Annotated in this window: 21 protein-coding genes; 1 reads left to right on the forward strand and 20 read right to left on the reverse strand. The window is 50.8% G+C overall.

What is annotated here, in order from left to right; translation table 11 throughout:
• Positions 1-98: 98 nt before the first annotated feature.
• The 3 genes from ACZ481_RS15600 to ACZ481_RS15610 all read right to left on the reverse strand — a co-directional run bounded on the left by ACZ481_RS15600 (position 99) and on the right by ACZ481_RS15610 (position 4066).
• Positions 99-2549, reverse strand: a complete 2451-nt coding sequence (locus ACZ481_RS15600; protein WP_464766272.1) for a PAS domain-containing protein — start codon at positions 2547-2549, stop codon at positions 99-101.
• A 387-nt stretch (positions 2550-2936) separates the two neighbouring features.
• Entirely contained in the window at positions 2937-3794 is an 858-nt protein-coding gene (locus tag ACZ481_RS15605; RefSeq protein WP_464766273.1) for an alpha/beta fold hydrolase, read from the reverse strand.
• 107 nt (positions 3795-3901) lie between these two features.
• Positions 3902-4066 carry a hypothetical protein gene (locus ACZ481_RS15610; RefSeq protein WP_464766274.1) on the reverse strand — a complete coding sequence of 55 codons (165 nt, stop codon included), beginning with the start codon at positions 4064-4066 and terminating at the stop codon, positions 3902-3904.
• 450 nt (positions 4067-4516) lie between these two features.
• Between ACZ481_RS15610 and ACZ481_RS15615 the strand changes: the two genes are divergently transcribed.
• Positions 4517-6799, forward strand: a complete 2283-nt coding sequence (locus ACZ481_RS15615) for a cation:proton antiporter domain-containing protein (protein WP_464766275.1) — start codon at positions 4517-4519, stop codon at positions 6797-6799.
• A gap of 173 nt (positions 6800-6972) precedes the next feature.
• Here the strand turns inward: ACZ481_RS15615 and ACZ481_RS15620 are convergent, their stop codons facing one another.
• The 17 genes from ACZ481_RS15620 to ACZ481_RS15700 form a co-directional block, all read right to left on the reverse strand.
• The gene (locus ACZ481_RS15620) at positions 6973-8457 is read right to left on the reverse strand and encodes an acetaldehyde dehydrogenase (acetylating) (RefSeq protein WP_464766276.1); all 1485 of its coding nucleotides are present in this window, start codon (positions 8455-8457) and stop codon (positions 6973-6975) included.
• A 50-nt stretch (positions 8458-8507) separates the two neighbouring features.
• A complete protein-coding gene (locus tag ACZ481_RS15625; protein WP_464766277.1) occupies positions 8508-9143 on the reverse strand; it encodes a BMC domain-containing protein in 636 nt (211 codons plus the stop codon).
• Entirely contained in the window at positions 9125-9268 is a 144-nt protein-coding gene (locus tag ACZ481_RS15630) for a hypothetical protein (protein WP_464766278.1), read from the reverse strand. Before ACZ481_RS15630 ends, ACZ481_RS15625 begins: the two co-directional genes overlap by 19 nt.
• Before the next feature lie 38 nt (positions 9269-9306).
• Positions 9307-9609, reverse strand: a complete 303-nt coding sequence (locus ACZ481_RS15635; protein WP_464766279.1) for a BMC domain-containing protein — start codon at positions 9607-9609, stop codon at positions 9307-9309.
• 112 nt (positions 9610-9721) lie between these two features.
• On the reverse strand, positions 9722-10186 hold the full coding sequence (locus tag ACZ481_RS15640; protein ID WP_464766280.1) for a cupin domain-containing protein: 465 nt from the start codon (positions 10184-10186) through the stop codon (positions 9722-9724).
• Positions 10183-11301: an ethanolamine utilization protein EutH gene (eutH, locus tag ACZ481_RS15645; RefSeq protein WP_464766281.1), complete on the reverse strand. Its 1119-nt coding sequence runs from the start codon at positions 11299-11301 to the stop codon at positions 10183-10185. Before eutH ends, ACZ481_RS15640 begins: the two co-directional genes overlap by 4 nt.
• A 79-nt stretch (positions 11302-11380) precedes the next feature.
• Positions 11381-11662 (reverse strand): EutN/CcmL family microcompartment protein, encoded by a 282-nt coding sequence (locus ACZ481_RS15650; protein WP_464766282.1) that lies wholly within the window; start codon positions 11660-11662, stop codon positions 11381-11383.
• A 9-nt stretch (positions 11663-11671) separates the two neighbouring features.
• Positions 11672-12349 (reverse strand): hypothetical protein, encoded by a 678-nt coding sequence (locus ACZ481_RS15655; protein WP_464766283.1) that lies wholly within the window; start codon positions 12347-12349, stop codon positions 11672-11674.
• Between the two features lie 12 nt (positions 12350-12361).
• On the reverse strand, positions 12362-13000 hold the full coding sequence (gene eutD / locus ACZ481_RS15660; protein ID WP_464766284.1) for an ethanolamine utilization phosphate acetyltransferase EutD: 639 nt from the start codon (positions 12998-13000) through the stop codon (positions 12362-12364).
• An 11-nt stretch (positions 13001-13011) separates the two neighbouring features.
• Complete coding sequence (locus ACZ481_RS15665) at positions 13012-13848, reverse strand: hypothetical protein (RefSeq protein WP_464766285.1); 837 nt, start codon at positions 13846-13848, stop codon at positions 13012-13014.
• 195 nt (positions 13849-14043) lie between these two features.
• Complete coding sequence (gene pduA / locus ACZ481_RS15670) at positions 14044-14337, reverse strand: propanediol utilization microcompartment protein PduA (protein ID WP_464766286.1); 294 nt, start codon at positions 14335-14337, stop codon at positions 14044-14046.
• Between the two features lie 63 nt (positions 14338-14400).
• On the reverse strand, positions 14401-15054 hold the full coding sequence (eutL, locus tag ACZ481_RS15675; protein WP_464766287.1) for an ethanolamine utilization microcompartment protein EutL: 654 nt from the start codon (positions 15052-15054) through the stop codon (positions 14401-14403).
• Between the two features lie 18 nt (positions 15055-15072).
• Positions 15073-15978: an ethanolamine ammonia-lyase subunit EutC gene (gene eutC / locus ACZ481_RS15680; RefSeq protein WP_464766288.1), complete on the reverse strand. Its 906-nt coding sequence runs from the start codon at positions 15976-15978 to the stop codon at positions 15073-15075.
• A 13-nt stretch (positions 15979-15991) separates the two neighbouring features.
• Positions 15992-17356: an ethanolamine ammonia-lyase subunit EutB gene (locus ACZ481_RS15685; RefSeq protein ID WP_464766289.1), complete on the reverse strand. Its 1365-nt coding sequence runs from the start codon at positions 17354-17356 to the stop codon at positions 15992-15994.
• A gap of 25 nt (positions 17357-17381) precedes the next feature.
• Complete coding sequence (gene eutA / locus ACZ481_RS15690; protein WP_464766290.1) at positions 17382-18812, reverse strand: ethanolamine ammonia-lyase reactivating factor EutA; 1431 nt, start codon at positions 18810-18812, stop codon at positions 17382-17384.
• A 132-nt stretch (positions 18813-18944) separates the two neighbouring features.
• A complete protein-coding gene (locus tag ACZ481_RS15695) occupies positions 18945-20366 on the reverse strand; it encodes a sensor histidine kinase (protein ID WP_464766291.1) in 1422 nt (473 codons plus the stop codon).
• Positions 20359-20931 carry an ANTAR domain-containing response regulator gene (locus tag ACZ481_RS15700; protein ID WP_464766292.1) on the reverse strand — a complete coding sequence of 191 codons (573 nt, stop codon included), beginning with the start codon at positions 20929-20931 and terminating at the stop codon, positions 20359-20361. The genes ACZ481_RS15695 and ACZ481_RS15700 overlap by 8 nt, the downstream gene beginning before the upstream one ends.
• Positions 20932-20967: the final 36 nt, after the last annotated feature.

Genomic DNA, 20967 nt, shown 5'->3' on the forward strand with positions numbered 1-20967 from the left:
CGGCTGAGATTATACTTCGCACTATAATAAAAACAGCAGGCAGCGGAATACAGCTCCGCTGCCTGCTGTTTTTTTGTTGCCCGCTCCGGCCTACCGCTTCATATCTCTTCACTGTACGCTTGCCGGAATTTAAGCGCCATCCCCAAAGTCAGTCTCGTCTCAAAACGATCCAAAGAAACTCCGAGCACAGCTTCTATGCGCTGCTTGCGGAACAGGATCGTCTGGCGGTGAACATAAAGCTGTTTGGCCACTGTAGTCAGATTGTCTGTATGCAATATGGTTGCCAGCGTGTTCATTAACTCAGTTCCTTGGATACGGTCATATTCAATCAGCCGCCCCAGCGTTCGCTGTACGAAATCTTTGGCATAGCGGCTGTTGAGGACAGCGGGGAAAAACTGAAAAACACCAATATCCAGGTAATGGTGGATTGTCTGCTGCGGCACCAGTTTTTGTCCCAGCTCCACGGCTAGCCGCGCCTGCTCATATACCTCGGCCAGCTTCCAGAATGTGCCGGCCTGAAACTCGGCAATCCCTATGCGGCAACTGCTTCCCGGCAAGAATTGGCACACTAATTCCTGCCAGCGGGTGGCTTGCGCAATTTCCTGCATTTTATCGGCCTGCGCCTCCGGCCCAACAGGTGCCAAAAGGGCAATTCCCTCCCGGCTTTCCCAGACGATCGCCTTTTGCGCCCCTGCTAATTTAAGCAGCAGCGAATCCACCACTGCCTGCTGCTCTTCCCCCCGTTCGTGTCCCAGGCCCGGGTGATTTTTATTGCCTGCAGCGGGTTCCAATACCAGCAAATAACAGGAAAAGTCCTGCGCCAAGTTGAGATTCACCTGCCAGGCCTGATCCAGAACTTCTGGCGAAGGCGGCAGCTTTCCTTCGGCGAGATCATTTAACAGCTCGCGCTGCCGTCGTTTTTCAAAGGTCGCTTCAAGCAATTCCTTAGTACGCCGCTGTTCAGTCGTATCAGTCAAATAGCAGGCGGCCGTCGGCCGTTCCTCCTGCAGATAGCTCAGCGGCGCAATCCGGACATCGAAGGTTCTTTGGCCGTGGCTTAGCGCCAGCGTGTATTCGCCAAATTGCAGCCGGCCCTGACTAATCGCATAGCCAATGGCCTGAAGCAGGTTCCCGGCTGGCTTGGGCGGAATCAGGCAGTCAATCTTCCGGCCCGGCCAGCTTATCGCCGCATCTGCGGCCAGCAAGCCGTTGTCATCAAAGACTTCGACCACCATACCCTCGACATCGACAATCATCCCGGCCCCGGGCATTGTCCGCGAAAACTCGCGCAACCGCAGCAACGCTTGCTCCCGGGCCTCTTCCAGTGCCCGCCGTTCCGTAACATCGGTAACGGTCCCGTAAATCTCGGCCGGACAGCCGGCGGCATCGGTGCGCACATTTCCATTCACCCATACCAGCCGTGTGGCAGCGTCAGGCAGCAACAGCCGTACTTCAAGCTCCAAATTTTTTTGCCTGGCCAGCCAGTCCAGGTCCTCCCACTGGCGAAGCCGCGCCTTATCCGCAGGCTGCAGCCGCGACCAGAAAACCTCTCGTCCCTTGGCAGCAAACTCGTCCCGGCTGGACGCATACAGGGCCAGCAAGCCATCCGAGCAGGCAAACCGGCCTGTTGTCAAATGCAAATACCAGCTTCCCGTCTTACCGATTTTTTCGGCCTCGGTTAGTTGCCGTTTCATCTCCTGCAGTTCAGTCACATCCATAATGGCGGCAACAATCTTTGTTACCTGGCCATCCGGCGATATGACCGGCTTATATTTACCATAGGACCAGTAATCACTGTCCGCACCGTCCGGCCGGTATTGATCCAGGAACTCCATCGTCTGGCCGGTCAGGCACCTGGCAAAAATCCGCTCATGGCGCGCGCGGATTTGCGGATGGTCCGGCAGTATTTCCAAAAAGTTGCGTCCCACCGCAGTGGCCCGGTCTATGCGGCGATTGTCGGCAAAGCGCTGATTGACCAAAAGAAACCGACCGTCGGTATCGACGCAGCTAAGCATACACGGAGCGGCATCCCAGACGACTTGCAAAAACCGCTCACTATCTGCTAACTGCCGGCATACATCAGCCAGACCCTTTTGCTGGCCAAGACTGCGGCTGATGCCAACTAATTCGGCGCCGCCATCGGCGCGGCGAAAAAGAGAGCAGGCCACCTCGACCCACACGGTTGTCCCATCCCGATGCGGCTGTTCAACTACCTCGAAGAATTGAATTCCGCCGCTGTCAGCACCGGCGACTTGCTCCATCCACTCGGGCAACCTTTCGAGAATCCGTTGATAAGATGACGGGGCCAGCATCTCTTCTAGCGTCACGCCAATAAGCTCGTCCCGGTCATAACCCCGCATCCGTTTTATTGATGGGCTTGTATCAAGCAGCGTCAATGTTTCCACATCAATCCGCCATACCACCTGATCCAAGAGTTCTGTCATGATCTGAAAATATAGTTCCTGGCGGCGCAGTGCATCTTCCCGCCCCGTCCCTGCGCCACCGGCTGTTTCTATCGTGTTCGCGTACCGCCTCTCACTGCCCGTCACTCACCACACCTCCTCAGGTAAATTGCTTTTAAATACGCCTATATATGACACCAGTCTCACCAATCAGTTCAAAATGTATCATTTTATTATAAATAAGGTTTTTATTGATTTCAATTGTATTAGCCATACAAACTAATTGGATCAGAATTATACTGAACGCGCTGAAACAGGTTTCTTCTGATTACAGTATAATCCAAACAGTCCCAAATTATATCGGCGGCAAAACGGCTGGGTAATAAGTTCGCAGCAGTGCTTGAGCGGTGCTGCTGCGACATCAATTATGCCTGTACCGGTGTTTTATTTATCTCATAAGTAAGCTGCCGTAATTAAGAAATAAATTTTATGGGAAGAAAAGGAAAACAAAGAGCATCTGCACTAAACAGATGCTTAATGTGGAATCAATTTTTTGTTTAGGTAAGACTGTAAAGCATTGGCAAATTCTTCGGGCCGTTCCTTTTGCGGCCAATGCCTGCAACCTTCCATCAGGTACAACTCGCAGTCGGGAATTCTCCGGCTGGCAAGGATAGCTCCCTGCACAGGAACCGCCCTATCAAGGCTGCCGTGGATCAGCAGTGTGGGCGCCTTTATTTGTTCCAGCCTGCCGAACAAGTCGGTATGGAAACCGGTCGGTGTGATTTCGCTTCTTTGGAAGGATATGAACGGCTTGCCCGCGCCCGGCTCCAGCATGGCTTTTTGCACTTCGGTGATTAAGGCGTCGCTCACCCTGGCTTTATTGCTAAACAAGTTATATGCCAGTGACCATCTGATGACAGCGCGGCACTTGCCTGTCCATGCGTATAGATAATCGTTGAGCTTTGAACGGATATACCAATAAGTTAAGCGATGCCAGGGCAGTTTATTAAAGAGCCCCCATGCGTCCACCGGCACCAGAATCTTAATAAGCTCCGGACAGGTAAGGGCCATATGCAGAGAGATACCGCCCCCCAGGGACAGCCCGGTCAGGACAACCGGAGTGCCCCCGAACGCGGCAATGATACCCTGGACCACATTTGTATAGAACGTCAGCGTGTATTCGCCGCTGATCCGGTCGCTTGCACCGTATCCCGGCAAATCAGGCGCAATGACCCGATAGCGGCCGGAGAGCAGGGGAATTACCTCTGCCCATGAAAGCATGGCCGAATCCACACCCGCCCCGTGCAGTAATAGGATAGTCGTCTTCTTACCGGCGCCGGCACAATAACAGGTTATACCTATGCCATTCACCCGGATGCGCTTTGTCTCCATTTTATCGGTCATTTCGCTTTTTCCGTTAGCTCCCCTCGACAGCAGATCTCTTATCCGCCTTATGAACGTTAGTCAGTCCCGCCCGCATGTGAAACGTCTATGCGTTCTCAGATACCTCTAATGCTTTTTTGCCATTTGCTCATATTCACCGAGTCCCGATATGGCAGCAAGCTCGCGATCGCAACCGGGTAAGCGGCAGTTAGCTCCAGGATATGCTCTTTCATTTCCGGCCAAACATAACCGCCTGATTGCTGGTATGCCTCCATAAGCAAATCAAGCCCCTCTTCGCCCAATGTCCTGTAATAAGCAACAAAGTCAGCCTTGTAGTTCTATTATGCAGCAAATTCATTTAAATATAGGCCAATCCTGTGCGTACTTAGGCATTATCCTGTAGAACGATCCTGCGTTAGCAACCGCTGGTTACCGACGGTTGAGCGTTCACAAGCATGCTTCGGTGATCGTGATTAGGAGCTGAGTAGCTTTTGCACTTTTAGGGGGAATATGGTAAAATATATTGTCATAGGTGTTTAGTGGCTATTTAGGCAGGCGGAATTTTGGTTGCCGCGCATGGTACTGATGAACACATCATATATTTATTGTATTCGAATGGCATAAATTTCTGGAAAAATCTCTGTGCTGCCTCCCAATACGGCAATCATCCTGCAACATTCCAGGATGATTATGCCGGTTACCCAATATTACTATTTTGAAAGGAGTATGCTATGCACATACCTGAGCTTATTTCTGATTTAGCGCTCATGCTGCTGGTAGCCGGAATGATGACGCTCATATTTAAACGCTTCCAGCAGCCTTTAGTTTTAGGGTATATTATTACCGGCTTTATGGTAGGCCCTTATTTTACGCTGGTCCCGGCAGTCACCGATGTGGTAAGTATTAGTACCTGGAGCGAAATCGGCATCATTATTCTGATGTTTTCGCTCGGATTGGAGTTTAACTTACATAAACTTGCTTCTGTAGGTGGCACGGCAATCATTACCGCGATTACGGAAGTTGTTTCCATGCTGGCGGTTGGTTTTGCCTGCGGCCAGTTGATGGGCTGGAGTATTATGAACAGCGTATTCCTCGGCGGAATGCTGTCTATGTCGTCAACAACCATTATCATCAAAGCATTTGAGGATTTGAACTTAAAAGGGCAAAAGTTTACTGAATTAGTATTTGGCACATTAATTATTGAAGATATCGCCGGCATTTTTATGATGGTCATGCTGTCGACTATCGCCGTCAGCCAGGGGATTTCCGGCGGCGAGCTGGCCGCGCACCTGCTGAAAATGATTTTTTATTTAGCCCTTTGGCTGATTCTGGGGATATATCTTTTGCCAACAATTCTTAAAGATGTGCAAAAGCTGATGAATGAAGAGACCCTGTTGATTGTGTCGCTGGGCATTTGCTTTGGCATGGTTTTTTTAGCCAATCATCTTGGCTTTTCTTCGGCTCTGGGGTCTTTTTTGGCCGGTTCCTTGCTGGCAGGCACCATTCATGCGGAAAAAATCGAGCATATCAATAAACCGATAAAAGATTTGTTTGGCGCCGTATTTTTTGTTTCGGTCGGTATGATGGTCGACCCGTCGCTCATCGTAAAGTACGCAGGGCCGATTGTGCTGATTACCATCGCGACTATTTTCGGCAAGGCGATGCTGTCGGCATTAGGCGTATTGCTGTCGGGACAATCGTTAAAAACCTCTATACTCTGCGGCTTTTCCCTCGCGCAAATTGGCGAGTTTTCCTTTATCATCGCTGCTTTAGGCATCTCGCTGGGGGTAATCAGCGATTATATCTATTCGATTGTAGTCTCAGTTTCGGTTATTACGACCTTTACCACACCGTTTGTCATCCGCGCGGCCGAGGGGAGCTATCTCTTTTTAGATAAATGTCTCCCCAAAAAGGTTTCCAAATACCTGAACAGACATACCTCGGAAAACCAGTCTGAAACAGAAAAAGACAGTGATTGGGCGGCCTTTTTCAAGAAATATTTTTCCCGTTTAATACTTTATACCGTTATTATGCTGGGGATTATTTTGGCCGGTACTTCGTTGCTGGAACCATTTTTGGAGGCGCATATGCCTGTTAAGCTTGCGTCCTGGCTGGCGACGCTGGTTACCTTGTTATTTATGGCGCCATTTCTCAAGCAGTGCTTATTTAAAAAGAATGAATACTTTATCCCGCTGTGGTTCAAAAGCGCAACAAATCATTTGCCGTTGATCATGCTGATTTTATTAAGACTGGGAACATTAGTTTTCTTGATTATGCTGCCTTTTACCATTATGCTTGATTTTCCCACATCATATGTCCTGGTAGTGGCAGTAGGGCTGGTATTTCTTATTGCCCGCTCCGACTGGCTCATTGCTCCTTACTTAAAAATTGAAGCACGTTTTCTGGCTAATTTTAATGAAAGAAAATTAGAGGAAAGAAAAGGCAAGAATATTAGTCATAGCTGGCTGGATGAGCGAATTCATGTAAGTAAGTTCCGTTGCAGCGACCAAATTGCTGTTTTGGATAAAACATTGGCCGATTTACCGGGAACCGAGCGGTCAAAATTGAAAATTATTAAGATTATCCGGGGAGGCAAACATATTAACATTCCGGAAGGGTCGGAACATATCCGGGCCAACGATATTGTTTTTGTTGCCGGCAACGCCAGGGTGCTCGACTCCTTTGCTATTTTGACGCAGGTGGATTTAGACAAAAAAGCAGACGGCTGTTATGCAACGTTGCGCGAGTTTATCAAAAACCAGGAAACCTATGCGGAAGACGACCAGTTGCTTTGCTATGCCGTAACCGTTGAAAAAGATTCGGATCTGGCCGGCGTGGCGATTAAAGATTCTAAAATAAAAGGCGAGTGGGGCGGTTTTTTGCTGGGCTTGGAAAGAGATCTTTACCCAATTGTGGCTCCGGATATTAATATGTATATTCAAGAAAATGATTTGATCTGGATTTTAGGTCCTCAGAGCATGGCCGGGAAGCTGGCTAAAGACGATCTGCTGTAACAGGAATAAGAAAGGACTTGGCTGTGCCAAGTCCTTTAGGGCGACGGCGGAAGCCGCCTGTGCCCTTGGGATATAGTCGTTCTTGGGTCCACAAAATTTATTTATGAATTCTGGTAGACCTAAAAAACAGGAGCCTTTGCCGTTGCAAAGCTCCTGTTTTTTAGTCATCGTCTTTAACTGGCACCTCTGTTTTTCAGCAGCGAAAGGACTTCATAAACAATCTTCGTAACCTGTTCTTCATTGATGGCGGTGATGCCGCCGCTCTGGGCCGTGCAGGTTGTACTAGAAGGAGTTATATTTTCAGTGCAGTCTTTAATTCCATAGGCTACCCGTTTGATATTGATCAGGTGCAGAGGGGTCACATTATCGGCGGTTGCGCTGCCGCCCCAGGTCCCGCAGCCCAGGGTAAAGGCCGGGGAAAGTCCGGTGCTTGCACCCACGCCGCCCTGGCTGGAGGCTGTGTTTACTAAGATTCTGAATACAGGTTTTTCTGCAAATTTCATGGCCATGGCCGGCGTCTCGGTATGAATGGAAAGGCTGTGGCCGATACCGCCGTTATGCAGGAGTTTGATGCACAGGTCGCAAGCCTGTTCCCAGTCTTTTACTGTATAAAAAGCCAGTACGGTAGTCAGTTTTTCATAGGACAGGGGATAGTCCGCCCCTACGCCCTGTTGTTCTCCCAACAGAACTTTTGTTCCCGGTGGAATGGCTATACCGGCACTGGCGGCGATGACAGCCGCTGATCTCCCCACCATGTCAGCGTTCATAGCATGGCCGCGGACAAACAGTTTTTGGGCAACCTGGGCTGTTTCCGCCGGGGTCATGAAGTAGCCGCCCTGGCATCTGAACTCTTCCATAACCTGGTCACGAATGCATTCTTCCACAATAACCGCTTGTTCGGATGCACATATGGTGCCATTGTCAAAGGTTTTACTGGCGATAATATTTTTGACTGCTTTTTGGATGTTGGCAGTTCTTTCGATATAGGCCGGCACATTGCCCGGCCCCACGCCCAGTGCCGGTTTCCCGGCGCTATAGGCAGCCTTTACCATGGCTGAACCGCCTGTCGCAATGATCATGGCGACTTCATCGCATATCATCAGTTCGTTGGTCGCCGCCAGCGAAGGTTTGGCAATGCAGCCAATAATATTGTCCGGAGCTCCGGCAGCCACGGCGGCGTCATTCATCAGCTTGGCGGCTTGCAGCGTGCATTTCAGAGCTGAAGGATGCGGTGAAAACACAATCCCGTTGCGGGCTTTAACGGCAATAATGGCTTTGTATATGGTTGTGGACGTGGGATTGGTCGAGGGAATAATCCCCATGAGCAAGCCTACCGGCTCGGCAATTTCCACGACTTTGTTGGCTTTATCTTCTTTGATGATACCGATAGTTTGCATAGGTTTGATGAATTGGTACAGTTCCGTGGAAGCAAACCGGTTTTTGAAAATTTTATCCTCTACCTTGCCAAAGCCGGTTTCTTCCACCGCCATCCTGGCCAGGGAAACGGCATTTTCCTCAGCTGCTTTCACCATATTCCGGATGATTTTATCAATTTGCTCACTAGTAAACGCAGCCAGCTGCGTTTGTGCCTGTTTGGCTTTACGGGCAAGGGTTCTTGCGTCTTGCACGGATTGCAAGTCATAATCAAGGTTCTCCATTGTGATTCCTCCCCACTGTATTGTTACTTATCTGATTTTAGCTAGCCCGGTTACTGCCCCTGCCGGCTGCCGCTGCTGCCCCGCTCGTAATATTCCCGGAGTTTCTGGATAAGTAGGTCTTTATTTGCTTTGGATATGGCTCTGCCTGCTATGCCAAGCGCCTTATATTCTCTTGCCAGATTCCGCAGTCTTTCCACAGAGAAGGCTTGGAGGGCAGCCACGCTTTTTTCCAGGCCAAAATTCGCTACGGCAGCATCCACGCCTGCTTTCCGAAACTCTGGCAGCATTATTTGTACCGGTTTGATGCTTGCGGCACTGTCCCGGGCCGGCTCTGCTGCCTCGGGTGGCGGCTTCTGCTGGGGCAACGACTGGTTTATGCCCATAGTTGGCTCAGAACTGGGAGAAAAAATTCGGGGTTGAGCGACGATGCAGTCAATCTCCTGGTACGGCCTGGGAATTATATGTTGAGCAACCAGTGACAAGGGACCGAACCTTTCAACTGCGGTAACGCCTGCGGCCACGGCGGCTTTAACAGCCCCCACGTCACCGGTTACGCCAACGGTTACGAGGCCGCCGCCGACAAAGGTTTTCCCGACAAGTTCCACTTGCGCCGTTTTCAGCATGATATCGGCACAGGCAACGGCAGGCAGCAGTCCCCGTGTCTCAATTAAGCCAAGAGCCTGCATTGTTTACCTCCTATTGATTCGCCATAAGACAGGCTGTTTTTTTCGCATAGCCGGGCAGGGGCATTCGCCGGCAGGCGGTTGGCTAATACTGCGTTAACCGCACCGGCGCAAACGATTTTTTTCAATGTAGCACCTCCTTCGGCCAGGGTGTTGCCGATGATTCTTACCTGTTTTTGCCGCTTTCCAGCTTATCCCGGATATCTTTCATAGCGGCCTCCACTGATGCCGTATCGCCGAAAATGGCAAGCATGATCAGATTCTGCGGGCAATGGCCTTTCATATCCTCCACCACCACCCCGGCCGCTTTTTCAGCAATATCGGCAGCGTAAACCATATCAATCAGCCGCCCCTGAAGCAAACCCACAGCGCCGTAGTTTGCTATGGTATTGGCTGCAGGTGAGCTTTTGCGCCGCAGGAGAATGTTTAAGGTTCCCGGCGAGGGGGATCTTATTATGCGGTACTCCATGGGCCAAATACCTCCTGTCTGCAGGATTTTGCGGGTACAGTGTAAAGCAATACCCTCTGGAACAGAACATTGCCTTTTCTGACTACCAGAAAAGGCAATGGCTTTCACTTTCCTATACCTGATTTGCCCAATCCGCCGGATAGGTTACATATAAAAAACGAGCGTAGGCAGGAACAGAAAACTGAATTTTGGTATGTTTGGGGATAAAAATAACCTCGCCTGCGCCGGCGCGTACTTTGCGCCCTGCAATGATAATCTCCAAGACCCCTTCAATCACATAATCAATCTCATCATAGTTGAGCGTCCAGTCGAAGGTAGTTGCCTTCATCTCCATTAAGCCGCAGCCAAGGCGGGGGCTTTCTTTTAGTGACAGCAAGTCTTTAGTATAGACAATGTCCTCACTTTTGCCCGTGTCCAGCCGGTTTGACTCGTCTACAGTCACCGCTGGCAGCTGTATTGCCGCAACACCGCTGGGATCACGCTGGATATGATCCTGCGCAGGCGCGGCTGGCGCCAACTGTTCGGTAATAATCCTGCGCACCAGGTCTTCTAATGCGGTACGGTCAAGCTGGCTCATGCCGCTTCATCTCCCTGCCTCTTTTGCTCCATCTTTCCGGCCAGCTTCCTTTGATAAAGAAATAGGGCCACAAAGATTGCGGTAATCCCGCCAACAAGTTTGCCTACGATCATGGGAAAAATCATTTCTCTGGCAACGCCTGCGGTAAAGCCGAGATGGTCGCCCAGCACAAAGGCGGCCGATACGCAAAAAGCAACATTGACTATCTTGCCCCTGTCATCCATATCCTTTAACATCCCGAACATCGGGATTGAATTCGCCAGGGTAGCAATCATGCCTGCGGCGGCAATTTCATTGATTCCCAGCAAGCTGCCCATTTTCATTAACGGTTTTTTGAACACTTTTGTGAGCACCCATACCAGGCAAAACGCGCCTGCCAGTACGATCGCAATATCGCCCACGATCTTGATGCCTTCTTCAATCGGTCCCAGGCCGGGAATCAGGGTTAACCCCGTCAGTTGCTGAACAATCCCCGCCGCCAGGCCAAGTGTCGCCATAACTACGACAAATTTGCCGAAGATACTGAAGCCTGCTATCATTTGCTTCGGATAAAGCCATAACCCCAATGCGATCAATACCGCCACCAAAATAATGGGAACAAGATTAGAGAGAATCATAGAGAGTGAAAAGCCGGCAACCAAGCCGCCGGCCAGGCAGCCGGCCGGAACAGTAATTAACCCGGCCAGCACGCCTGTGGCCAAAAATTCATGATCTTCCTTATTGATAATCCCTAACGCTACCGGAATATTAAAAACGATGGTCGGTCCGAACATGGCCCCCAGAATAGCCCCCGCAAACAAGCCGGCCTCCGGCGACTGGGCCAGTGCCAAAGCCAGGGAAAAGCCGCCCATATCATTGGCCAGCAGCGTAGTGGCAAACATGGCGGGATCAGCACCAAGCGCCGTATATACCGGTACTACAATCGGACTCAGCCATTGGGCAAGCACCGGGGATAAAGCAATAATTCCCACCATGGCCAGCGTAAGGGAGCCCATCGCCATCAAGCCCTCGTCAAATTGCTCGCCCAGGCCAAGTTTGTTGCCCAGGCATTTATCAATTGCTCCCAGAACCATAAACACAACCATTATATAAATAATGATTTCATTAATACCCATCTGCAACACTCCATTTTCATGATGAATATTTTTTCCTGACCGGCGACGCGAATCATGCCGTATTTCTCATTTGCTTTTTTCAGTACGGCTCACTGTCGGCCAAGGAAACTGTATCTACGATGCCAACAATAATCGCATCAATCGGTGCCTGCTGGCTCTCTGCCAGGATGCGGGCCGCACTGCCCTGCGTAACAAGGACCGTTTCGCCAATGCCGGCACCGACATGGTCAGCCGCAACAAAGCGCTGCCGCTGCTCAGCTTTTCCTGACATCGCCGATTCCACAATGAGGAATGTTAATCCATTCAACTTGTCATGCTTACGCGTTGCCCATAAACTTCCCACAACCGTCCCAACAATCATGTTCTTCCCTCACGCCTTCCTCCGCACAGTCATTTGCTGCGCTTTCAGATAATCATGCGCCAGCGGCGTAAGCAAACTCTGTTGCTCAATGACAATCTCGGTAATATGGTTCAGGTAATATTTTTTCAAATCCGCTTCCGTAATGACTTTTTTGGTCAGCACCTCCGGAAGCTGACCAGTTGCTGAAACCGGTTCCGTCTTTTCCCCTGCCGCGGCTGGCCGCTCATCTCGCAAGAGCCCCGGCAGCAATCCGCTTGCCGGTACAATGCAGATACCGTGCTGGTGCATGATTTCCGCATAATTTTCATACATTTTATATAACCGAAAAGGTGCAGTCTGCTTGTATTGGCGGTGAAGGAAGCCTTCTTCCAGGGCGAATACTTTTTTCCCTGCCAGCAGCATGGTAAAGACAAATTGCTCCCTGCTTGTTGTACTAAGTCCGTTTGCCAGATTCCCCAACAACCGGAGGCAAATTTCCGGAATAAGCACCAAGTCGCAATCGCTTACCCCTTCCCGGTAGTAAGAAATAGCAAACTGTGCTCCCAAAATGGCTTCCAGTTCCGGCAGAGGCTGCGGCGCGAGGATGACCAAATGCGGGCGCTGGGCGGGGATCCTATTCCGCAACCGCTTCTGTACTTCCTCCGTTACCTGCCGGACCAGTGTTTCTAACGCAACATCCGGGTTCATGTAATCCCCCCTCTACTTACCGCCTGGCCGGATAATCCGGCCCCGGATTCCTTTGGCAAATTGGCAGGCGTTTGCTTCATCATAATCAATATGCATATAGGTCTTAAAAGCAGGGCTGACCCGCACCAGCACATCATCAAAAGTAAGCGGCCTTTGGCTGCTGACCGCAACCCGGACGGTATCACCGTTTTTCAGGCAAAATTTTTGCGCATCTTCCCTGCTCATGTGAATATGATTTTTCGCGACAATCAGCCCCCGCGCCAAACGGATCATCGCCTTGTCGGAGGCGATAATCACGCCCGGTGTCCCTTCTATGTTCCCGCTTTCCCGCACAGGGGCATCTATCCCTAAGGAAAGGGCGTCTGTTGAGGAAACCTCCACCTGCGGTTCGCTGCGCTCCGGCCCTAGGACAATGACCTGATGCAGGCTGCCTTTGGGCCCGATTAGAGTAACGCGCTCCCGGCATGCATATTGCCCCGGCTGGGATAAATCTTTCGTTTTTGTCAGTTGATAATCAGGGCCAAACAAAACGTCGATTTCCCGGCGGCTTAAATGGACATGCTTGCCTGAGGCCTCAATTTCCACAGTGATTTCGCCTTGTAGCCTTTGGATAACTTTATTGGCAATATCGGTTATTAATTGCTGGTCCACTTGGGTTCACCTCATGTGTTATAGTACCCGGCGCGAATTCGGAACATAATGATCCAAAACAGGGAGGAAAGCCGGTTGAGCGCCTTAATGATATCTTCCCGCTCAACTTTTCCATAGGGGTTCTTGAATGCCTGGTAAGCGGCAAGTTCGGTTTCTCTGGTTCGGGTGCGCAACGTATTTATAGCAATCAGCGCTTCTCCCATCTCATAACCGGGCTGAAAGTGTCCCATACCGAAATGCTTCTGGGGATAATGAGACTGTTCCCGCAATTCCGCCGGCGTCATTCCCAGCAGCAAAAACTCTCCCAGGGGTTGATTTAATACCTCGTTCCGCATAAGCTGGCGCACAAACAATAAAATGCTTGCCAAATCCTCAACCAGTTTGTCTAAATTCGCCCTGGCGCAGCAAAGCTGTGCCTCCATAATCTGACTCTCCAGCGAATCAACCTTGCCGCGCAATATAATCCGCGGATGATCTTTACATACCAGCATATTGCCGTATAAGTGAGTCATATGCTCCGGTTTTTCCGCAAGCAAGCCGCCAAAAATCGTTTCGTATCGCATTTCCTGCTGCAGGCGTCCGCCTGCAGCCTGCAGTTTTTCCTCACTATTTGTTGGACTCGTTGGCGCCGCTTCCGGTTGCTGGTTGTTTTCGCTACCGACCAATTGCTGTTCATTAGTTCCCGGTTGTTCCGAATATCGCAACTGGATGTGATTCTCCGCCAAAAAACTTCTTGCTGAAGGGGTTACTACCGTTCCGGCCGGAGCTTCGTAGAAGATGGAATCGCCTTTTACCTGCCGCCGTCCCTTAAACAGCTTCCGCAGCTCATTCTCCGTCAGTACTGCCATGCTTTCACATCCTTCTGCACCTGGCATTCAAGCCGGATGGTTCGCTTTTTAAGCCGGAGGGCGGCTGCCTGCCATTAGCAGGTCCGCCCCCTTCTTACCTGTCTTTTTAAACTCCCGCCTCTATAGGCGGCGTCAGTTCAGATGGAGTTGACTCGCCACCTGAACCCGCGAAGGTTCAGCTTTGGTGAAACGAGTTCACTCTGCCGATCTTGCGCCTTTGGGCAGGATTGCATCAACTTCCGTATGCGGCCTGGGGATAACATGGACGGCAATCAGCTCACCCACGCGCTCCGCCGCCGCTGCCCCGGCATCTGTCGCCGCCTTAACAGCGCCCACATCGCCGCGAACCATTACAGTGACAAGACCGGAACCAATTTGCTCCTTGCCGATTAGCGTCACATTCGCAGCCTTAACCATCGCGTCAGCGGCCTCAATCGCCCCTACCAAACCTTTTGTCTCAATCATTCCCAAAGCATTTGCATTTGCCATAAATAAACATCCTCTCAAAATTTATTTTTAGTATGGTTTTGTTCTTTCAAAACGGTACTGATATTAGTTATCTCTGGGTTTATCGGCGATAAAGCTGACGGCGTCGGCAAAAGCGTCGCAGGCAGCCTTGCAGGCTGACTGGCTTCCCGTCAACAGCCCTCCCCCGAAATTGGTTTCCGAAGGCGGTCCAAAAAAAGCGGCAACTCTGACATCTGCTGCTTTTAACGCAGCATCCAAACCATAAATGGCCTCCAGCGGCGGCGCGATCAGATAGGCGAGGGAGCCACCCTCGGCAATGCCCGCAGTCTTTGCTAAATAGGAGCCGGTACGGGAAATGCAGTGGGCGAAGTAGGGAATACTGTTGTCCTCATTGGCGCTGACGAAATGCGCACCATTCTCCACATTCTCAACAACGGCGTTCAGGCCGCTGCGGACCTCGGCCGGGCTGCTGCCGGCAAGGATGCCGATAACTTCACCCGCCAATTTGGTTGACGCATTAGCCGAGCCGGCATACATGCTTTTGGCGTAAACCACTTCCACCTCGGCGACTTTTGTCGCCTCATCCAGCGCGACGTAGGTAACGTCGTCAATATCGGCGGTTACCAGGCCAAGGCTCTTATGGTGCGGTTTTAATTCAAGCTTGTCCGCCAAGTCCGGGCTTACATTAGGGATGAGCTTTACGGCTAATACTCTGGCGCGGATTGTTTCATTTTTCATAGGGTCCTCCTATGGCTCTTAAATTTTTAAATCAATGCCTGAAGCTTTGCGTTCCAGCATGGTCTTAATCAAATCGGCAATATGCGCTCCTGCTTCCACCGCCGGGGTTCCGCCGGCATGGATATTGGAGATAACGTTGCGGCGCGCTTCCTGCATGCCCTTTGTCGGCTTATAAGCAATATAGGCGCTCATAGATTCTGCCGTCACCAGGCCAGGCCGCTCGCCAATCAGCAGACAAACCACCTCCGCCTCGGTCGCATCGCCAATGGGATCCATCGCCGGCACACGGCAGTGCTTTACAAACAGGATATCGCCCGTATCCAGATTGTGCATTTTCAAACCCTGACGAATTGCGGGGATAATGTCGCGAATGTTGGCTTCAATGGCGGCGGAGCTGAGACCGTCGCCCACAACGATCTGCACTCTGGCCTTACGTTTCGTCCTGGCTTGCATTGTGGCGATCATTTCATCGGCAAACTGGCGTCCCAGGTCAGGGCGGGTGATATATTGATCCTTATCCTGACAAAGGGTTGCAACCGGAATCAATCCCATTTCCTGTATCAGTTCCTCAGAAACATCGGAAAAAACGGCATCCTGGGCTGCGGCATGGTCTGCGGCAAAGCGGAGTGACGTGATGGTTTTGTACCGGGTGCCCGCCCGGCCGACGCCCAGTCTGGCCGGTGTTTTTTCTTTCATCTTCAGGTAGCCGTCATAGTCTTCCGGTTCTTCCACCAGCATTTGCTTGCGCAAATCAATCTCAGTGATGTCTTCCAGGCACTGCCCTGCCCCGTCTGCCTCCCGGCCGCTGCCCGCCGCTTGCGCCGGGGAATCAGGCACCGGCGGCTGAACGGCACCATTTCCCTGCGGTGCAACCATTTCCTTCAAAACACTTTCAATGATACTTTTAAGCTCCTGCTCGTTCATCTAATCCCCTCCTTTACTTAAGAAATACCGAAGCATCGCCGGCTTTTTTCGTCAGCCTGCCGTCTTCCATAAAGCCCATTTGCTCCATCCACGCTTCAAACTCGGCGATTGGCCGCAGTCCCAGCATTTGGCGCAAGGTAGCCGTGTCATGATAGCCGGTGGTCTGGTAATTCAGCATCACGTCGTCGCCATGGGGGATTCCCATAAAGAAATTGCAGCCGGCCGTTGTCAAGAGCACCGCCAGATTCTCCAGATCGTTTTGGTCGGCCTTCATATGGTTGGTGTAGCAAGCATCGCACCCCATAGGAATGCCGGTTAGTTTTCCCATAAAGTGGTCTTCCAGGCCGGCGCGAATCACCTGCTTGGCGTCATACAGGTATTCCGGACCAATAAAGCCAACCACCGTATTCACTAAGAAGGGGCTGAATCTCTTGGCAAAACCGTAGCAGCGGGCTTCCATCGTCACTTGATCCACGCCGTGATGGGCTTCTGCCGAAAGCTCCGATCCCTGCCCTGTTTCAAAATACATCACATTAGGACCGTATACCTGTCCCTGGCTTTTTGCCAGCGCCTGTGCTTCCAGCAGGGTGGCGGCATTAAAGCCGAAAGCCGTGTTTCCCTTCTCGGAGCCGGCAATGGATTGAAAAATCAGGCCTGTGGGCGCGCCCCGTTTCACCGCTTCCATCTGTGTGGTTACATGCGCCAGAACACAAGTCTGCGTCGGCACGCTCCATTTCTGCCTGAATTCCTCAAATCGCTTCAACACGCGCATGACACTCTCTACAGAATCATCCACCGGATTAAGCCCCAGTACGGCATCGCCAATCCCGAAAGTCAGCCCTTCCATGAGCGAGGCCATAATGCCGTCCGGGTCATCGGTCGGGTGATTCGGCTGCAGGCGCGCCGACAGTGTGCCTCGCTTACCGATTGTGGTATTAGCGGTGGCGGTAATTCTTATTTTGCTGGCCCCGTAAATCAGGTCCATATTGGACATGATTTTGGCAACGGCAGCGATCATTTCGGCGGTCAGAGCGCGGGAAATCCGCTTGATGTCCTGCTCTGTCGTCGAATCGCGCAGCAGCCATTCGCGCAGTTCACTGACCGTCCAGTTTTTAATCTCATCATAAATGCGCTCATTCACCTGATCCTGGATAATACGTGTAACCTCGTCCGTTTCGTAAGGAACTGCCGGATGATTACGCAATTCGGCCAGAGTAATCTGGGAAAGAACCACCTTGGCCGCTATCCGTTCTTCCGCCGAAGCTGCCGCAAGCCCGGCCAAAGTATCGCCCGATTTTTGCTCATTGGCTTTGGCCATAAGCTCCATAAGTGTCTTGAACTGGTACACTCGACCAAATAATTTTGTTTTTAAAATCATAAGAATGCCTCCTTGCGGTTGTATCTCAGGAAAATACCAGCGTTTTTACAACAACAGGCAGGACCCTGCCATTGGCAATTGGTTTGCCGATATCGATATAATCGCCATTATCCACAAGCACACTATCAATACAGACAATATCTTTTTCATAATTATAAAGAGCATAAAGTGTTTGTCCCAAAACCTTGGCCATATCATGGCGGACAATAACGATGAGTGGGTACTCGCGGGCAACCAGCTCCGCCATGCCCAGCTGCAAGCCCCGCGCGTAACGCTCGACTTCGGCAAAACGCAAATTTTGCTTCCCCTCAATGGCGATTGCCACCTTTTGCAGATCGTCATTAACCCTAAACCAGTCGAGTTTATCGGCAATAGCCTTGCCCAGCCGCTGTTCATCCCCGCTTTCATCCGCTAAGGCAAGTTTTAGGATCGGGATGTTCTTGAGTGGAAAACTATCCTCCGTATAGGTGATTGTGCTGCCGCTAATCTCGGTGGTATGCGACCCGGCGCCTACCACGGTGGCGCGGATAGTCTCAACCGAGCGCACCAGGCTCATTTGCCGGCATAAGGTAGAGGCCGCGATCGCCCGGCCAAGCAGAATGCCGATATCCCCATAGCGGAACACATCCTCGGCGGCTGGCTGATAAATATAGTCGGCTACGCCGCCGGAGAAAGAAATGCAGGCAACCGGCCGGTTCAACCGTAAGCCTTTTTTGGTTATAATCAGCGGATAAAAATCACCGGGGGGCCTGAGGCCCACACTTTCTTCCAATAGATACACCATTTCAGCGATCACAGGCTCCAGATCGGCGGGAGTTACCTGTTGTCCCAGGGTTGGGCCTATATTCTTTTTCATAATCAATTGTTGGATCTTCGGGGCGATATACGTTATTTTGTTGGTATTGCGGTCAACCCGGATGAGTCTGCCGCCGATATCAAGGCAGCCGGTATCAATGAGTTCGCCATTGGCAAATACCGCCAGATTGCTCGTCCCGCCGCCAACATCGATATTGACAATGGACGTCGCATGCTCGTGGGAATAAAGGTGAGCTCCCGCGCCTTTGGCAGAGATAATGCTCTCAAGATCGGGTCCCGCTGTTGCCACTACAAAATCTCCGGCAAACCCGCTTAACGCCTGCAGCACCTCACTGGCATTCTCCTTGCGGGCCGTTTCGCCAGTGATAATCACGGCGCCGGTCTGGATCTCCGCTTTGCTGATCCCGGCTTTGCGATACTGTTCTTCTACAAAAGCCTTAATCTGGGCAGCGTCAATCCGATTGTCAGCAAGCATGGGGGTAAAACAAATCTCGCTGCGAAAAATCACCTCCTTATCAGTAATGACAATACGGGGAACAGTAAAACTGGACGCCATATTCTCAATATGCAGTTTGGACAAAATCATTTGCGTGGTTGAAGTTCCCAAATCAATGCCGACACTTAGCAATCGCTCTCTCATCTTTCTCCCCCAATCGGCCGCTGCCCCATATTACAAAAAAAAGAGCTTAATATAACAACCACCTCCCGTTACTGCAAGGTGATTGAAAACATTAAGCCCCATCGCTCACAAACTACGCCATTGTAGCCTGATCTACCGTTTAAAAGTAAAGGTCACAGTCGTACCGCTACTATTGGATTCGATCTCCAGTTTCCCTTTTAGTTTATCCTTGACATAGCTTCTCACAATTGAGAGTCCCAGGCTGTTAAGAGAAACCTGCCGCATATCAAACCCCTTTCCGTCATCACTTACCGCCAGGGTCACAAGGCCTTCCTCCACCCGCAGGCCAATGTCGACCCGGCCTTTGTCCCGGCCGGCAAAAGCATATTTGTAACAATTCTGCATTAATTCGTTGACAACCAGCGACACCGCCACGGCCCGGTCGCTGTCTAAATATAGCGGCTGGTTTTCCGACATATTTACCCGGACATTGCCGCTATTGACAAAGCACCGTTGAATGTTGGCGCAGATAATTTTAATCACTTCAAACAGATTAACCTGCGCCCCCACTTCCATGGACAACAGCTCATGAATAGCCGCAATGGCCAGCACGCGATTCACATTGTCGGTGAGGTTCTTTTTGGTTTCGGCGCACTCTGTCTGGCGTCCCTGAATACGCAGCAGGGACGCCACGGTCTGCAGATTATTTTTGACACGGTGATGGATTTCCCGCATGGCAACCGACTGGGAAAGAATTTGTGCTTCCTGCCGCTTAATGTGGGTAATATCCTGCAGTACCACCACCAGCCCGAATTCATCGCATTCGCCGATGTTGATGCTAAACCGTTTAATCAGGTAGTACCGATCGCCGACAAAAGCCTCTTTCGGCGGATACGTGCATTCGCTGCCGCCTGCCATGATTTCACTAAATGTAAGCCGGTCAAGCGAAAGATTATCATAGTGCAGTCCCTGAATATCCTCCCGGTAGCCCAGCCGCCGGTAATAGCTGTCCGCCTTGCTGTTTTTCAGTTTGACGTGACCGTTGTGGTCAAACATCAAAATGGCATCATCAAGGTAGTTGAGCACTTCATTTTTCAGACGCAGCAAGGCTTTCTTGCCGAATGTATGTCCATCCAGGTTCTGACTGGAGTTGTCTTCTTCAAAATAAGACTTGATCTCTTCGCTAAAATGCGATTCGTGGATAACCACACAAATTACTTTAGCATTATATTCAACCGGATAAACAATTTGCCGTACAAGATGATCCTCCTGCGTATTCGCGACCAGCCCCCGTGACATAACGCCGGTCTCCAAAGCCCGCAGTACGCCGGGCTCGTTTTCACGCAATGCTTTTTCGCCGACCACAGACCGGCTATACAGCGACGCTCCCCCTGGCGGGCAATAATGATAAACCACAATTGCCTCATTTTCAAATTTGGACAGCACATCAATGAAAACATCATGATCCTCGGCGGAATTCTCGATGGTTGCCGCCACATTCAGGATCTGTTCCATCTCGTCGGCAGTCATATCGGTATGCAGCCTGCATAAATGACGGATTTGCTGTTCAATCATAAGAAATAATGATGGTGGAGGCAATTTCAATGATCGGGCACCTCCGGTCCATGCTCAGTTTGCAAATCATTTGGTAGGCTTCATTTTCCGACAGACCGTTTTCCTTCATTAGGATTCCCTTGGCCTTTTCAACAATCTTGCGTTCCTCCAGTTTCCGGGTAACCGTTGTCAGGTCTTTTTCCAGTTTGCTAATCTCCCGGCCTTTGGCAATGGCCACTTCGATCGTGGGAATGAAAGATTTTTCATCAAGCGGCTTTACCAAATAGCCGAGAACACCGACCGAAGATGCCTTTTCCACCGTTGGCTTGTCACTGTACGCGCTTAACAGGATAACGCCGCCAGCCAATTGTTCTGACATAATCCGCTTACTGGCCCGCAAACCGTCCAACAGCGGCATTTGAATATCCATTATCACTAGATCCGGCCGGTGCTTTTTGCAAATTTCAATTACCTCAAAACCATCGGCAGCTTCACCTACAACATCGTAGCCAGCTTCCTGCAAAATTCCACGAATATCCATTTTTGTAATAGGCTCATCATCGGCTATTACAATTCTTCCATTCATGCCCTGCACCTCATTATTCATTATATTTATCCTCGC

The sequence above is a fragment of the Sporomusa intestinalis genome (genome assembly GCF_055383785.1).